The sequence below is a fragment of the Streptomyces sp. NPDC034084 genome (assembly GCF_055575535.1).
On the sequence record NZ_JBVISK010000005.1, the window covers coordinates 42,878 to 57,855 of the forward strand.

Consider the following 14,978-nt stretch of genomic DNA (forward strand, 5'->3'; position numbering starts at 1 on the left):
GGGACCTCGCCGTCGGTGAGTTCGACCTGACCCCCTGACCTGCTGTACAGTCTGACTCGCAACGAGGTCCTGTGGAGCAGTTGGTTAGCTCGCCACCCTGTCAAGGTGGAGGTCGCGGGTTCAAGTCCCGTCAGGATCGCCTCTGTGAAGGCCCGCATCGCGAGATGCGGGCCTTCGTTGCGTTCCCGTGTCTTGACGGGGCCGCGCGCCCGCCGGTACCCCGGACTTCAGGGAATCGGGGGCCCACACCGGAGGTGGTCGCGCATGGCCGCGGCGTCCGCAGCACGACACGACACTCGGGCACTGCTGCGTGCCCATCTGGCGGCCGCGTCGCGGTACGGACACCTCACCCGCGACTGCGTGGTCTGCCATCGCCTCCTGAGGCTCGCCATGGAGGCTCCGGAGGTCGAGGAGCCGGCGGAGTCCACGGAGGACGAAAGTCCCACCGACCCATGACCAACGGCGGGTTGGGGGCACTCCGCGAAGTGGGAGGCTGTTCCTTGGCAAGACTTCCGCGATGTGACGGGAGTCACTGAAAGCGTTTCAGAAACCCCTGCACTTACACCCTCCCTACACCGGCCCGATTTAATATGTGCAATTGCACCAGAGTTCACGGGGTGGCGCCGGACACAACCCGGCGGCGGGGGACACGACCGGCCGGCGCCGGACACAAAAAGAAGATCGCGCTGGACCCGGCGGAGTCCAGCGCGATCGTTGACGAAGACCTGTTGGGGCAGGAGTCCGTCGGCAGTACTAGGGGTGGGCGGCCGGATTGGGGGATCCGGACGGGCCCGGTGTTACGGGGTGTTGCAGGTCATGCTGGGTATCGCGCGACCTCAGGCCTCGCTGCGCTGCTGCGGAATGCCCGCCAGCAGCGCGCGGACCTCGGCCTCGCGGTACCGGCGGTGCCCACCCAGGGTGCGGATGGACGTGAGCTTGCCCGCCTTGGCCCAACGGGTCACCGTCTTCGGGTCCACACGGAACATCGTGGCAACCTCGGCAGGGGTCAGCAGCGGCTCGGCATCAGGGGTGCGAGCGGTCATGAGCGGCCTCCTCGGGAGAACCGAACCAATCTCGGTTCTTTCCTCTAAATTCTGCACCTTGACCCGCCTTGCCCGAAATGGCAGAAGCGGGTCGAGTCGGTTATAGGACGAACGGCTTGTCCTCGGCACTACAACTACACCATCCGTCCAGCCGCGTCGGCCAAACCGATGGAATTGCCCTCGCAGGTGTTCATCAGCGGCGGAAGTCGACTGACCATGCCATAACGGACAGTCACGCCACTGTGACGATCAGTCACAGGACGATCAGGAGCCCTCAGACCCCCCATAGAGTGCAATGCTGAGCATTCCGCCCGAAGATGGACGGAAGGAACCCTCCCCGGACTCCTTGTCCTATTTTGGCACGAGGGTGGGCGATGGGCGCAAGGGGGCGTTACGTGCTGTCCGTCACGCTTGAGCCAAAGGCCCGGATCGGGACCAACGTCCCTGCGCGGCGTCTCCCACCCGCATGAAGATCATTTACACCCGCCTGACATGTCTTGTCGATACCGACCTGACGAATCTGTCCGACTGATGTCAATTCGCGAAGCGAAGGTCCCTCACCGTCCGCCAGCGCTCCGCGAGCCGCCCGTACACCTCGCCCGCCGCCTCGCCGTCCCCGGCCCGCAGCGCCGCGATCCCCTCCGCCAGCTGGGCCGCCGACCGGTCCTCCGCCAGCCACCGGGCCGGCACGGCGTGCACCAGACCGCCGAAGTCCAGCTCCACGAGCGCCCGCGGATGGAACTCCTCCAGCCAGCGCCCCACCTCGACCAGTCCCTGCGTCATCGGACCGTCGTCGATCGACTCCCGCAGGGCCTTCAGTGCCCGCGCGAGCCTCCGCCGCGCCTGCGCCATCGTCGTCCGGTAGCGCAGCACCGGCGCCCGGCCCCCGTCCCCGCCTCCCGGGTCCCCCGGCTCGTACTCCCGCTCCTCGTCGCCGAAGAGCGCGAACCAGCGCAGCGGCACCTGCCAGACGCCCGTACGGATCCACGGCCGCGCGTCCGGGTTCCTGCTCAGCCACCGCTCGTAGTCGCTCGCCACCTGGGCGCGGACCACCGGCGGCAGCATCGCGTCGAGCACCGGCGCCGGGTACGAGCCGGCCGTCAGCTCCTCCAGGGCCAGCCAGCCGCGCAGCCGGGTCCGCCACGGGCAGATCACCACCGCCCCGTCCAGATGCGCGACGAAGGCCTCCCCGCTCTCGTGGACCGGCACCGGCACCGGGGGCGTCGGCAGCAGGTCCGCTAGCGAGCGGCGCAGCTCCTCCTGCGCCCCCGGGACGCGGGCCCGGCGGGCGTACCGGGCCCAGTGGGACCGCTCCGGCTCGGGGAACGCGGCCAGCGGCTCGTACACCCGGAGATAGGACGCGTAGGGAACGGGGACCGTGGAGGCGACCGACATGTCGCAAATCCTTCCACGGAGGTACTCCCGGAGGGGGTGATCCTCAGCACTGCGGCCGATCTACGCACAGGTAGGACTTACTCTCTTGCCGAACTGGTCCTCCCCCACCCGCAGGGAGGTCCGCCACCGCCGCTTCGTACTTGGGAGTCACCACCGTGACCGATGTGACCGGCGTTCCTGCTGACGTACTGCACACCCTCTTCCACTCGGAGCAGGGTGGCCACGAGCAAGTCGTGCTGTGCCAGGACCGCGCCACCGGCCTCAAGGCCGTCATCGCCCTCCACTCCACCGCCCTGGGCCCCGCCCTCGGCGGCACCCGTTTCTACCCGTACGCCACCGAGGCCGCGGCGATCGCCGACGCGCTCAACCTGGCGCGCGGCATGTCGTACAAGAACGCCATGGCCGGTCTCGACCACGGCGGCGGCAAGGCCGTCATCATCGGCGACCCGGAGAAGATCAAGACGGAGGAGCTCCTCCTCGCCTACGGGCGCTTCGTCGCATCCCTCGGCGGCCGGTACGTGACGGCCTGCGACGTCGGCACCTACGTCGCCGACATGGACGTCGTCGCCCGCGAGAACAAGTGGACGACCGGCCGCTCCCCCGAGAACGGCGGCGCCGGCGACTCCTCCGTCCTCACCGCCTTCGGCGTCTTCCAGGGCATGCGCGCCTCCGCGCAGACCCTGTGGGGCGACCCGAGCCTGCGCGGCCGCAAGGTCGGCGTCGCGGGCGTCGGCAAGGTCGGCCACTACCTCGTCGAGCACCTCCTGGAGGACGGCGCCGAGGTCGTCGTCACCGATGTGCGCGAGGAGTCCGTGCGCCGGATCACCGACAAGCACCCGCAGGTCGCGGTGGTCGCCGACACGGACGCGCTCATCCGCGTCGAGGGCCTCGACATCTACGCGCCCTGCGCGCTGGGCGGCGCCCTGAGCGAGGAGACCGTGCCCTTCCTGACCGCGAGCATCGTCTGCGGCGCGGCCAACAACCAGCTCGCCCACCCGGGCATCGAGAAGGACCTCGTGGAACGCGGGATCCTCTACGCGCCCGACTACGTGGTCAACGCCGGTGGCGTGATCCAGGTCGCCGACGAGCTGCACGGCTTCGACTTCGACCGCTGCAAGGCGAAGGCCACGAAGATCTTCGACACCACCCTGGAGATCTTCGCACGTGCGAAGGCCGACGGCATTCCGCCGGCGGCGGCGTCCGACCGGATCGCCGAGCAGCGCATGGCGGAGGCCCGCCGCGGCTGATCCGGGCGCCCGGCAGCACGGGGGCCGGCCCGCCGCCGGGGCGCCTGAGCGGGGTCCTCAGGGAGACTTCGCTCACGCCCCTCGGCGGGTCGGCCGTCGAGAAGAGGTTAAAATCGCGATTGACCAGCGAGGAAAGGGCTCCTCGAAGGTTCTGTACCGGGGTATGTGATGCGCGCGGCGTACCGTAGACCCACGGAAACAGGTACCGTTGAAGCCCTACGGACCGGTCTCTCTGTCGAGAGTCCGTTCCGAACCATGAACGCGTGTCAAGACTCTGGGGCCGACGAGCCCCGTCACCGAGGGGGTCGAGCCATGGGGCGCGGCCGGGCAAAGGCCAAGCAGACCAAGGTCGCCCGCCAGCTGAAGTACAGCAGCGGCGGGACGGACCTGACGCGTCTGGCCAATGAGCTGGGCGCTTCGACTTCGAGTCAGCCGCCGAATGGCGAGCCGTTCGAGGACGACGACGAGGAAGACGACCCGTACGCCCAGTACGCGGATCTCTACAACACGGACGACGAGGACGAGGACGACCAGTCCGGTCCGAGTGCGTCCCCGCGTCGCGCTTGACCTTCTGAATCACCGAAACCCGGACCGGGGTCACCCGGCCGGGTTTCTGTGCTGTCCGCGCGCTGACGGCGCGGAGAGCGGATACGCCGACGGGGCGCCCCGCAGGAGCGCCCCGCCTCGTACGTCTCGTGTTTACCTCTGGTAGTCCCCGACCAGCTCCGCGCCGGTCGTGTGCGCCCCGCGCTCGGTGATCTCGCCCGCGACCCAGGCCTCGACCCCGCGGTCCTCCAGCGTCGCCAGGGCCACGTCCACGGACTCGGCCGGCACGACGGCCATCATGCCGACGCCCATGTTCAGGGTCTTCTCCAGCTCCAGGCGCTCCACCTGGCCGGCCTTGCCGACCAGGTCGAAGATCGCGCCCGGCGCCCAGGTCGAACGGTCGACCGTGGCGTGCAGCCCGTCCGGGATCACCCGCGCCAGGTTGGCGGCGAGACCGCCTCCCGTGATGTGGCTGAAGGCGTGGACGTCCGTGGTCCGGGTGAGGGCCAGGCAGTCCAGCGAGTAGATCTTCGTGGGCTCCAGGAGCTCCTCGCCGAGGGTCCGGCCGAGCTCCTCGACCCGCTGGTCGAGGGTCATGCCGGCGCGGTCGAAGACCACGTGCCGGACGAGCGAGTACCCGTTGGAGTGAAGGCCCGAGGACGCCATGGCGATGACCGCGTCACCCGTACGGATGCGGTCGGCGCCGAGCAGCCGGTCGTACTCCACGACACCCGTGCCCGCGCCGGCCACGTCGAAGTCGTCCGGGCCGAGGAGGCCCGGGTGCTCCGCCGTCTCGCCGCCGACCAGGGCGCAGCCGGCGAGGACACAGCCCTCGGCGATGCCCTTGACGATGGCGGCGACCCGCTCGGGGTGGACCTTGCCGACGCAGATGTAGTCGGTCATGAAGAGCGGCTCGGCGCCGCAGACGACGATGTCGTCCATGACCATCGCGACCAGGTCGTGGCCGATCGTGTCGTACACGCCCATCTGTCGGGCGATGTCGACCTTCGTGCCGACGCCGTCGGTCGCCGAGGCGAGCAGCGGGCGCTCGTAGCGCTTGAGGGCGGAGGCGTCGAAGAGGCCGGCGAATCCGCCGAGGCCGCCGAGGACCTCGGGGCGCTGCGTCTTCTTCACCCACTCCTTCATGAGCTCGACGGCGCGGTCGCCCGCTTCGATGTCGACGCCCGCGCTCGCGTAGCTGGCGCCGCCTTCGGCACTGAGGGACTCAGACATGCTGGGAACTTTCGTGTCGTACTGCGGTTGCAGCGGTTGCGGCGGGGTCTTACGGACGACGGAGCGCGTCGGAGGCCGCGGTGGCGGCCGGGCCGGCGGCCAGCTCGGTCTCCAGGAGCTGCTTGCCGAGCAGCTCGGGGTCCGGGAGCTCCATCGGGTACTCGCCGTCGAAGCAGGCACGGCAGAGGTTCGGCTTCTGGATCGTGGTCGCCTCGATCATCCCCTCCAGGGAGATGTACGAGAGCGAGTCCGCGCCCAGCGACTTGCCGATCTCCTCGACCGACATCCCGTTGGCGATCAGCTCCGCGCGGGTCGCGAAGTCGATGCCGAAGAAGCAGGGCCACTTGACCGGCGGCGAGGAGATCCGGATGTGGACCTCGGCCGCACCGGCCTCGCGGAGCATCCGGACCAGGGCGCGCTGGGTGTTGCCGCGGACGATCGAGTCGTCGACGACCACGAGCTTCTTCCCCTTGATGACTTCCTTGAGGGGGTTCAGCTTCAGCCGGATGCCCAGCTGGCGGATGGTCTGGGAGGGCTGGATGAAGGTGCGCCCGACGTAGGCGTTCTTCACCAGGCCGGCGCCGAAGGGGATGCCCGAGGCCTCGGCGTAGCCGATGGCGGCCGGGGTGCCGGACTCCGGCGTCGCTATCACCAGGTCGGCCTCGACGGGCGCCTCCTTGGCGAGGCGACGGCCCATCTCCACGCGGGAGAGGTACACGTTCCGGCCGGCGATGTCCGTGTCGGGTCGGGCCAGGTACACGTACTCGAAGACACAGCCCTTGGGCTTCGCTTCCGCGAATCGCGAGGTACGCATGCCGTTCTCGTCGATCGCGATCATCTCGCCCGGCTCGACCTCGCGGACGTAGCTGGCACCGCAGATGTCGAGAGCGGCGGACTCGGAGGCGACCACCCAGCCGCGCTCCAGCCGACCGAGGACCAGCGGGCGGATGCCCTGCGGGTCACGGGCCGCGTAGAGCGTGTGCTCGTCCATGAAGACGAGGGAGAAGGCGCCCCGGACCTCGGGGAGGACCTTCGCGGCCGCCTGCTCGATGGTGAGCGGCGTGCCGTCCTCGTCCACCTGGCCCGCGAGGAGCGCGGTGACCAGGTCGGTGTCGTTGGTGGCGGCGACCTGGGTCGCGCGGCCTTCCTTCTTGGGCAGGTCGGCGACCATCTCGGCGAGCTGCGCCGTGTTCACCAGGTTCCCGTTGTGGCCGAGCGCGATCGAGCCGTGGGCGGTCGCCCGGAACGTCGGCTGCGCGTTCTCCCACACGGAGGCCCCGGTGGTCGAGTAGCGGGCGTGACCGACCGCGATATGACCTTGGAGGGAACCGAGAGAGGTCTCGTCGAAGACCTGGGACACAAGTCCCATGTCCTTGAAGACGAGGATCTGGGAGCCATTGCTGACCGCGATTCCCGCGGATTCCTGACCCCGATGCTGGAGGGCGTAGAGCCCGAAGTACGTGAGCTTTGCGACCTCTTCACCCGGAGCCCAGACACCGAAGACGCCACAAGCGTCCTGGGGGCCTTTCTCTCCGGGAAGCAGGTCGTGATTGAGTCGACCGTCACCACGTGGCACGTTTCCGAGTGTAGACGGGCTCGACCACTGGTCCGAATTGAGGAAATGCGGGGGTGGTCGCACTCGTGCGATCGCACGAAATGATCGATTCGGGGTTGGAGAGGGCCACAGAGCAGGCGGGGTAAGGGATTCCGGCCCCCGGGCCCCGGCGAGCGGACGCTCGTACCAGGCCCGGGGCGGCCCCGCGATGTGACGGACGCCGCAGTCGGCGTCCGCTCAGCGGGCGGTCGCGGTGGCCGTGAGGCCCTTGCCGGAGGCGTCGGTGAGGGTCAGCGTTCGGTGGTTCAACCGATAGGTGAGCGGCCCGTCGAGGAGCTCGTACAGCTCCGTCTCCAGCTTCATCTGCGGGCTCGTGCACATCATCCGGGTCGTCGCGGCCGGGCCCTCGACGGTGAGGGTCCTGGCCTTCTCGTCGAGGCGGGCGGTGGCGGAGAAGTCGTTGCAGCCGAGGTTGCCGGTGATCCGGCCGTCGGCGCCGAGGACGAGCCGGGCCTTGCCGCCGCTTCCGGCGGGCAGGGAGGACGCCGTCTCCTTCGAGACCAGCCCGTCGACCTTCCAGGTGGTGCCGCGGAGCGGGGCGGCCGGTTCGGCGGTCAGCTCCAGGCCGTTCCGGCCGTCGGCGGAGGCCAGCCGCAGGTCCTCGCCCTTCAGCGTCCCCTTCAGCGGACCGGAGAACGCCTTGAGCAGCTCCTTCTCGAAGCGCTGCCGGTCGGCGGGGCACCCGATCTCGGTCACCCCGTCCGGGGAGACGGTGAGGGTGTCGCCCTTCAGCTCGACGCCGGCGTCGAAGGTGTTGCAGCCGGTGTTCCCCCGGGCCCGGCCGTCCTCGAAGGCGACGCGCGCGCCGTCGGGCGCGGTGGACCTGCGGCCGTCGACGGTGACGGCGTCGACCGTCCAGTGCGTGCCGGCGACCGGCAGGTCGGGCTGTCCCGCGCCCCCGCCGCTCCCCGCCCCTCCTTCCGTACCGCAGGCGGTGAGCAGGAGGAGGGGGACCAGGACGACGAGTGCGCGTGGCTTCGACATGTGGATGGGACGGAGCGGGCCGCCGTACGGTTCCTGGGTTAGCCCATCAGGGGCAGCAGGGCCTCCAGATCCGCCCGTTCCCCGCTCGCGCTGACATGCGCCGCGTCCCGTTCCGCCGACCACTCCGTACGGCCCGTCGCGAGCCTGATCCAGGTCAGCGGGTCCGTCTCCACCACGTTGGGCGGGGTGCCCCGGGTGTGCCGGGGGCCCTCCACGCACTGCACCACCGCGTACGGCGGGATCCGCACCTCGACCGCCCCGCCCGGCGCCTTCGCCGCGAGCGCGTCGGCGAGCAGCCGGGTGCAGGCGGCGAGGGCCTGGCGGTCGTACGGGATGCCGGCGCCGGTCGCCGCGTTCAGGTCGTCGGTGTGGACGACGAGCTCGACGGTGCGGGTGACGAGGAAGTCCCCGAGGAGCATCGCGCCGAAGCGGGTCGGGACGAGCCGCTCGTCGGAAGCGGCCGCGACCGCCTCCTCGTACCGCGCGAGGGTCTCCGCGTACAGCGCCGGCAGGTCGCCCGTGTCGATCGCCCGGGTGTCCTCGTCGATGCTCCCCGCCGCCGTCGCCGTGGCCAGAGGCCAGTCGACCAGGGCGAGTTCCCGCCGCGCGGGCTCCGGCTCCGCGAGCTTCCGGGACAGGGACGCGAGCACCATCGTCACGTGCGCCACCAGCTCCCGCACCGTCCACTCCCCCAGCCTGGTCGGCCCGTCCAGCTGCTCCGGCGTGAGCGCCACCACCGCCTCCCGTACGTTCCGGAACTGGGCCAGGACGGCGGCCCGGGTCCTGGCGGAGTCGTAGCTGCGGGTGCGCTTCTTGGCAGGTGGCATGGCCAGAGGCTAGCCCCGAGACTGGAAGGAACGGAGCCGATCCGCAGCGAAAGCAGGCGACGGGACCATGACCCACCACGAGCACCCCGACGCGGCGCTGGTGCGCCGGGGCTACGAAGCGTTCACCGCCGGCGACATGGAGACGCTCATCTCCCTGATGACCAGCGACTGCACCCACCATGCGCCCGGCGACAGCCAGATGTCCGGACACTTCAAGGGCCGGGACAACGTCCTGGGCCATTACGCGAAGCTCTCCGAGCTGACCGGCGGCACCTTCCGCGTGGAGCTCAAGGGCGTCTACCCGGACGGCCGGGGCCACGCCATGTCCGTCCACAAGTGGCACGCCGACCGGAACGACCGGGGCATCGAGATGGAGGGCGGCCTCTTCTTCACGATCATCGGCGGCAAGATCTCCGACATCGACGAGTGCATGGCGGACATCACGGAGTCGGACGCCTTCTGGGGCACCGGCTGAACGCGGACGGCCCCCGCCCGGAAGGGGCGGGGGCCGTCGTACGACGGAACCTCAGGCCAGCAGGGCCGGGATCGTCGCCTCGTGGGCCTCGCGCAGCTCCGTGAGGGAGAGCGTGAACTCGCCCTGGACGTCGATCGCGTCGCCGTCGACGACACCGATCCGGGTCGCCGGGAGACCGCGCGCACCGCACATGTCGGTGAAGCGGAGTTCCTCGCTGCGCGGGACGGCGACGACCGCACGGCCGGCCGACTCGCTGAAGAGGAACGTGAAGGCGTCCAGGCCCTCCGGAACGACCAGCCGCGCGCCGTTCCCGCCGCGCAGGCAGGACTCCACGACCGCCTGGACGAGACCACCGTCGGACAGGTCGTGCGCCGCGTCGATCATGCCGTCGCGGGAGGCCGAGATCAGGATCTCGCCGAGCAGCTTCTCCCGGTCGAGGTCCACGGCCGGCGGCATGCCGCCGAGGTGCTGGTGGATCACCTCGGACCAGGCCGAACCGCCGAACTCCTCCTTGGTGTCGCCGAGCAGGTAGAGGAGCTGGCCCTCTTCCGCGAAGGCGATCGGGGTGCGGCGGTTGACGTCGTCGATCACACCGAGGACGGCCACGACGGGCGTCGGGTGGATGGCGGTCTCACCGGTCTGGTTGTACAGCGACACGTTGCCGCCGGTCACCGGGGTGCCCAGCTGGAGGCAGCCGTCCGCGAGACCACGGGTGGCCTCGGCGAACTGCCACATCACGGCCGGGTCCTCGGGAGAACCGAAGTTCAGGCAGTCCGAGATCGCCAGCGGCTTGGCGCCGGAGGCGGCGACGTTGCGGTACGCCTCCGCCAGCGCGAGCTGCGCGCCCGTGTACGGGTCGAGCTTGGCGTACCGGCCGTTGCCGTCGGTCGCCATGGCCACGCCGAGGTTGGTCTCCTCGTCGATGCGGACCATGCCCGCGTCCTCGGGCTGCGCCAGGACCGTGTTGCCCTGCACGAACCGGTCGTACTGGTCCGTGATCCAGGACTTCGAGGCCTGGTTCGGGGAGGAGACGAGCCTGAGGACCTGGTCCTTCAGCTCGGCGCCGTTCTGCGGTCGGGGCAGCTTGCCGGCGTCGTCGGCCTGGAGCGCGTCCTGCCAGTCCGGGCGCGCGAACGGCCGGTGGTAGGTCGGGCCCTCGTGGGCGACGGAGCGCGGCGGCACGTCGACGATCTGCTCGCCGTGCCAGAAGATCTCCAGCCGCTCGCCCTCGGTCACCTCACCGATGACGACCGCGATGACGTCCCACTTCTCGCAGATCTCCAGGAAGCGGTCGACGTGCTGCGGCTCGACGATCGCGCACATGCGCTCCTGCGACTCGCTCATGAGGATCTCCTCGGGCGAGAGCGTCGCGTCGCGCAGGTGCACCTTGTCGAGGTCGACCCGCATGCCGCCGGAACCGGCGGAGGCCAGCTCGGACGTGGCGCAGGAGAGCCCGGCGCCGCCGAGGTCCTGGATGCCCGCGACCAGCTTCTCCTTGAAGATCTCCAGGGTGCACTCGATGAGGAGCTTCTCCTGGAAGGGGTCGCCGACCTGGACGGCGGGGCGCTTCGTCGGCTTCGTGTCGTCGAAGGTCTCGGACGCGAGGACCGAGACGCCGCCGATGCCGTCGCCACCCGTGCGGGCGCCGTACAGGATGACCTTGTTACCGGGTCCCGAGGCCTTGGCGAGGTGGATGTCCTCGTGCTTCATCACGCCGATGCAGCCGGCGTTGACCAGCGGGTTGCCCTGGTAGCAGGAGTCGAAGACGACCTCGCCGCCGATGTTCGGGAGGCCCAGGCAGTTGCCGTAGCCGCCGATGCCGGCGACGACACCGGGCAGCACGCGCTTGGTGTCGGGGTGGTCGGCCGCGCCGAAGCGCAGCGGGTCGACGACCGCGACCGGGCGGGCGCCCATGGCGAGGATGTCGCGGACGATGCCGCCGACGCCGGTGGCCGCGCCCTGGTAGGGCTCGATGTACGAGGGGTGGTTGTGCGACTCGACCTTGAAGGTGACCGCGTACCCCTGGCCGACGTCGACGACGCCCGCGTTCTCGCCGATGCCGACGAGCATGGCGTCGTTGGCGGGGACCTTCTCGCCGAACTGCTTCAGGTGGACCTTGCTGCTCTTGTACGAGCAGTGCTCGGACCACATGACGGAGTACATGGCGAGCTCGGCGCCGGTGGGACGGCGGCCGAGGATCTCGCGGATGCGCGCGTACTCGTCCTCCTTGAGGCCGAGCTCCTTCCAGGGCTGCTCGCTGTCCGGCGTCTCGCTCGCGTGCTTGACGGTGTCGAGAGATCGGGGGGACGGGGGTCGTCCCCCGGAAGAAGGCAGCATCAGGCGTTGACCAGCTTCTTGAGGATCGAGGTGAAGAAACCGAGGCCGTCCGTCTTGCCGGTGCCGACCAGCGGCTCGACGGCGTGCTCCGGGTGCGGCATGAGGCCGACCACGTTGCCCGCGGCGTTGGTGATGCCCGCGATGTCACGCAGCGAGCCGTTGGGGTTCATGTCCAGGTAGCGGAAGGCGACCCGCCCCTCGGCCTCCAGCTCGTCGAGCGTGCGCTCGTCGGCGACGTACCGGCCGTCCATGTTCTTGAGCGGGACCTCGATCTCCTGGCCCTCGGTGTAGTCCGAGGTCCAGGCGGTCTCCGCGTTCTCCACCCGCAGCTTCTGGTCGCGGCAGATGAAGTGGAGGTGGTTGTTGCGCAGCATCGCGCCCGGCAGCAGGTGGGCCTCGGTGAGGATCTGGAAGCCGTTGCAGATGCCGAGGACGGGCATGCCCGCCTTCGCCTGCTCGATGATGGTCTCCATCACCGGCGAGAAGCGGGAGATGGCTCCAGCCCGCAGGTAGTCGCCGTAGGAGAAACCGCCGGCCAGGACCACGGCGTCGACCTGCTTGAGGTCCTTGTCGCGGTGCCAGAGCGAGACGGGCTCGGCGCCCGCCAGGCGGGCGGCACGCAGCGCGTCCTGGTCGTCGAGGGTTCCGGGGAACGTGACGACGCCGATGCGTGCGGTCACGACTCCACCTTCACGACGAAGTCTTCGATCACGGTGTTGGCAAGGAAGGTTTCGGCCATCTCATGGATGCGGGCGAGGGCGGCGTCGTCGACCGGTCCCTCCACCTCCAGCTCGAAGCGCTTCCCCTGACGGACGTCGGCGATTCCAGCGAATCCCAGGCGGGGCAGTGCACGCTGCACCGCCTGCCCCTGAGGGTCGAGGATCTCCGGCTTGAGCATGACGTCGACTACGACGCGTGCCACTGGCACTCCCGGTGGTGTGTTGCGTGGGCGGTTCCCTCAGCGTACCTGCCTCCAAATTCTACGCGGGTAGAGATCTGAAGGATCCTACAAAAGTCCGGTTCGGAGCGGTGTGCGTCACACGGACGACCTCCACGCGCCCGACACACGCCCCCGCCCAAAATTCGAGTGAAATATTGCGGACCGCATTGCACCGGGACACGCTGAAACAATTGACGGGGCTTCACAATGCGACACCCGCCGCTGTACAAAGGAATCCAGAAGAAAGCAGTATTGTCCCGACACAGCCGTACGGTCGGCATCGTCGCACGTCAGGGGCGCCACAAGCGCCCTCCCGGCCTCGACGGCCGCAGGAAAGGACCGATATCCGTGGCTCAACGTGTGGTGGTCACTCTCTCCGACGACATCGACGGCGGAGAAGCGGCTGAAACGGTCGCGTTCGGCCTCGACGGGAAGATGTACGAGATCGACCTGAATGCTGCCAATGCAAAGAAACTCCGCAAGGCCCTCGCGCCCTACCTCGCCGCCGGCCGCAAGCTGCCGGCCCGGGCGGCGTACGGAGCGGGCGGGACGGCGGGCGGCCGGCGCGCCTCGGCGGACTCGTACACGCACACCGCTCTCGCCCCCGATCCGGCGGCGGTCCGCGCCTGGGCCCAGTCCAACAAGATGGACGTACCGGCCCGGGGCCGGATCCCGAAGCGCGTCTACGAGGCCTTCCGCGCCGCGAGCTGAGGGTGGCCGGCGAGCGGCCGGCCGCAGGGGGCCGAGCGGGTCGGCCGAGCCGATTTGCATTGCACCCCCCATGATCCGCTAGAGTCTGGATCACGCCGAGGGGCGAGGCCGCAGGGCCGAACCCCACGCAGCGTGCGGGTGTAGTTCAGTAGCAGAACAGCCCCCTTCCAGGGGGAAGGCGCAGTGTGCAATTCCTGTCACCCGCTCTGCATCGCGTTACCGAGCACTCCGGTGCATCAGGTAGAGTGGTGCTCGCACCGCCCAGTGAGAGCTGAGCGGCAGCAATGCGGACGTGGCTCAGTTGGTAGAGCATCACCTTGCCAAGGTGAGGGTCGCGAGTTCGAATCTCGTCGTCCGCTCAGGAAGTGCGAAGGCCCCGGTTCTCAGGAACCGGGGCCTTCGTCGTATCCGCGCGCCGGGTGTGAAGGGCCCCACACGATGACGTGCCACAAGCACCCGGGACGTTGGGTATAGTTAGCAGCGCGCTACGGCGCATGCGGACGTGGCTCAGTTGGTAGAGCATCACCTTGCCAAGGTGAGGGTCGCGAGTTCGAATCTCGTCGTCCGCTCCATGAAGAAGCCCCCGGTCGAACCGACCGGGGGCTTTCTCGTTCCCTAGGACCAGGCGTGCCCGGTCAGCAGCTCGTACGCCTCGATGTACTTGGCGCGGGTCGCCTCCACGATCTCCTGCGGGAGGGGCGGCGGGGGCTGCTCGCTCTTGCGGTCCCAGCCCGAGGCCGGGGACGTCAGCCAGTCCCGTACGAACTGCTTGTCGTACGAGGGCTGGGCACGGCCCGGCTGCCACTGGTCGGCCGGCCAGAAGCGGGACGAGTCCGGGGTGAGGACCTCGTCGGCGAGGACGAGCCGGGGGCCCTCCGGGGTGCTCTCGAAGCCGAACTCGAACTTGGTGTCGGCGAGGATGATGCCCCGGTCGCGGGCGATGTCACGGGCCCGGCTGTACACGGCGAGGGTCATCTGGCGCAGTACGGCGGCCGTCTCGGCGCCGACCTGGCGGGCGACCTCCTCGTACGACACGTTCTCGTCGTGGTCGCCGACCGCGGCCTTGGTGGCCGGGGTGAAGATCGGGGCGGGCAGCTCGGAGCCGTCGCTGAGGCCCTCCGGAAGCGCGAGGCCGCAGACCGTACGGGACTCGTCGTACTCGAGGAGGCCGGAGCCGGTGAGGTAGCCGCGGGCGACGCACTCGACCGGGACCATGGTCAGGGACTTGCAGATCAGCGTGCGGCCCTCCCAGTCGGCGGGGGCGCCGGCCGGCAGCTCGGTGGAGAGCACGTGGTTCGGGACGAGGTCGGAGAGCCGGTCGAACCACCAGAGGGAGAGCCGGGTGAGGACGCGGCCCTTGTCGGGGATCTCGGTGGGCAGCACCCAGTCATAGGCCGACATGCGGTCGCTCGCCACCATGACGAGGTCGCCCGCCTCGTTCCGGTACAGGTCGCGGACCTTGCCCGTGTGGAGATGGGTGAGGCCCGGGACCTGGGCGGGCTCGGGCTTTTCTACGAATCCGGACACGGTTCCTCCGCGTAGGTTGATCCAGGAGCGAGTCCGATTCTCTCGCACACGCGGACGGAGACGGCGGTCGGGCCCGGCGACCCCTCATCCGGTCGGCC

General features: G+C 69.6%; 15 protein-coding genes and 4 tRNA genes. 9 read left to right on the forward strand and 10 right to left on the reverse strand.

The window, feature by feature from the left end:
• Nucleotides 1-65 precede the first annotated feature (65 nt).
• Together ACZ51I_RS18680 and ACZ51I_RS18685 are read left to right on the forward strand one after the other, a co-directional pair.
• Nucleotides 66-139: transfer RNA gene (locus ACZ51I_RS18680), tRNA-Asp, on the forward strand.
• Between the two features lie 125 nt (nt 140-264).
• Nucleotides 265-456: a DUF6274 family protein gene (locus tag ACZ51I_RS18685; protein WP_468876941.1), complete on the forward strand. Its 192-nt coding sequence runs from the start codon at nt 265-267 to the stop codon at nt 454-456.
• 380 nt (nt 457-836) lie between these two features.
• Here ACZ51I_RS18685 and bldC read toward each other — a convergent pair whose 3' ends face one another.
• Nucleotides 837-1,043, reverse strand: coding sequence for a developmental transcriptional regulator BldC (gene bldC / locus ACZ51I_RS18690; RefSeq protein WP_003949541.1), 207 nt, complete (start codon nt 1,041-1,043; stop codon nt 837-839).
• A gap of 534 nt (nt 1,044-1,577) precedes the next feature.
• Nucleotides 1,578-2,438 (reverse strand): DUF8083 family protein, encoded by an 861-nt coding sequence (locus tag ACZ51I_RS18695; RefSeq protein ID WP_468876943.1) that lies wholly within the window; start codon nt 2,436-2,438, stop codon nt 1,578-1,580.
• 155 nt (nt 2,439-2,593) lie between these two features.
• Between ACZ51I_RS18695 and ACZ51I_RS18700 the strand changes: the two genes are divergently transcribed.
• The gene (locus ACZ51I_RS18700; protein ID WP_468876945.1) at nt 2,594-3,685 is read left to right on the forward strand and encodes a Leu/Phe/Val dehydrogenase; all 1,092 of its coding nucleotides are present in this window, start codon (nt 2,594-2,596) and stop codon (nt 3,683-3,685) included.
• 312 nt (nt 3,686-3,997) lie between these two features.
• On the forward strand, nt 3,998-4,252 hold the full coding sequence (locus ACZ51I_RS18705) for a DUF3073 domain-containing protein (protein ID WP_468876947.1): 255 nt from the start codon (nt 3,998-4,000) through the stop codon (nt 4,250-4,252).
• A gap of 132 nt (nt 4,253-4,384) precedes the next feature.
• Here the strand turns inward: ACZ51I_RS18705 and purM are convergent, their stop codons facing one another.
• From purM to ACZ51I_RS18725, 4 genes are all read right to left on the reverse strand, one after another.
• Complete coding sequence (purM, locus tag ACZ51I_RS18710; protein ID WP_468876950.1) at nt 4,385-5,464, reverse strand: phosphoribosylformylglycinamidine cyclo-ligase; 1,080 nt, start codon at nt 5,462-5,464, stop codon at nt 4,385-4,387.
• 49 nt (nt 5,465-5,513) lie between these two features.
• A complete protein-coding gene (purF, locus tag ACZ51I_RS18715) occupies nt 5,514-7,040 on the reverse strand; it encodes an amidophosphoribosyltransferase (RefSeq protein ID WP_468876953.1) in 1,527 nt (508 codons plus the stop codon).
• A gap of 216 nt (nt 7,041-7,256) precedes the next feature.
• Entirely contained in the window at nt 7,257-8,063 is an 807-nt protein-coding gene (locus ACZ51I_RS18720) for an META domain-containing protein (protein ID WP_468876955.1), read from the reverse strand.
• A gap of 38 nt (nt 8,064-8,101) precedes the next feature.
• Nucleotides 8,102-8,890, reverse strand: coding sequence for a maleylpyruvate isomerase family mycothiol-dependent enzyme (locus ACZ51I_RS18725; protein WP_468876957.1), 789 nt, complete (start codon nt 8,888-8,890; stop codon nt 8,102-8,104).
• A gap of 67 nt (nt 8,891-8,957) precedes the next feature.
• On the opposite strand from ACZ51I_RS18725, the gene ACZ51I_RS18730 reads away from it, so the two are divergent.
• The gene (locus tag ACZ51I_RS18730) at nt 8,958-9,365 is read left to right on the forward strand and encodes a nuclear transport factor 2 family protein (RefSeq protein ID WP_468876960.1); all 408 of its coding nucleotides are present in this window, start codon (nt 8,958-8,960) and stop codon (nt 9,363-9,365) included.
• A gap of 51 nt (nt 9,366-9,416) precedes the next feature.
• Here ACZ51I_RS18730 and purL read toward each other — a convergent pair whose 3' ends face one another.
• Genes purL through purS form a run of 3 tightly spaced genes read right to left on the reverse strand, consistent with a single transcriptional unit; the run spans nt 9,417 to nt 12,624 of the window.
• Entirely contained in the window at nt 9,417-11,702 is a 2,286-nt protein-coding gene (purL, locus tag ACZ51I_RS18735) for a phosphoribosylformylglycinamidine synthase subunit PurL (protein WP_468876961.1), read from the reverse strand.
• The gene (purQ, locus tag ACZ51I_RS18740; protein ID WP_225804323.1) at nt 11,702-12,382 is read right to left on the reverse strand and encodes a phosphoribosylformylglycinamidine synthase subunit PurQ; all 681 of its coding nucleotides are present in this window, start codon (nt 12,380-12,382) and stop codon (nt 11,702-11,704) included. The genes purL and purQ overlap by 1 nt, the downstream gene beginning before the upstream one ends.
• Nucleotides 12,379-12,624: a phosphoribosylformylglycinamidine synthase subunit PurS gene (gene purS, locus ACZ51I_RS18745; RefSeq protein WP_015035032.1), complete on the reverse strand. Its 246-nt coding sequence runs from the start codon at nt 12,622-12,624 to the stop codon at nt 12,379-12,381. The genes purQ and purS overlap by 4 nt, the downstream gene beginning before the upstream one ends.
• A gap of 366 nt (nt 12,625-12,990) precedes the next feature.
• On the opposite strand from purS, the gene ACZ51I_RS18750 reads away from it, so the two are divergent.
• The 4 genes from ACZ51I_RS18750 (at nt 12,991) to ACZ51I_RS18765 (ending at nt 13,925) form a co-directional block, all read left to right on the forward strand.
• Nucleotides 12,991-13,353, forward strand: a complete 363-nt coding sequence (locus tag ACZ51I_RS18750) for a histone-like nucleoid-structuring protein Lsr2 (RefSeq protein WP_468876965.1) — start codon at nt 12,991-12,993, stop codon at nt 13,351-13,353.
• 134 nt (nt 13,354-13,487) lie between these two features.
• Nucleotides 13,488-13,559: transfer RNA gene (locus ACZ51I_RS18755), tRNA-Gly, on the forward strand.
• Between the two features lie 80 nt (nt 13,560-13,639).
• Nucleotides 13,640-13,712 (forward strand) — tRNA-Gly (locus tag ACZ51I_RS18760).
• Nucleotides 13,713-13,849: 137 nt separating this feature from the next.
• Nucleotides 13,850-13,925 (forward strand) — tRNA-Gly (locus tag ACZ51I_RS18765).
• Nucleotides 13,926-13,968: 43 nt separating this feature from the next.
• On the opposite strand, the gene ACZ51I_RS18770 is transcribed toward ACZ51I_RS18765, so the two are convergent.
• Nucleotides 13,969-14,880 carry a phosphoribosylaminoimidazolesuccinocarboxamide synthase gene (locus tag ACZ51I_RS18770; protein WP_468876967.1) on the reverse strand — a complete coding sequence of 304 codons (912 nt, stop codon included), beginning with the start codon at nt 14,878-14,880 and terminating at the stop codon, nt 13,969-13,971.
• Between the last annotated feature and the right edge of the window lie 98 nt (nt 14,881-14,978).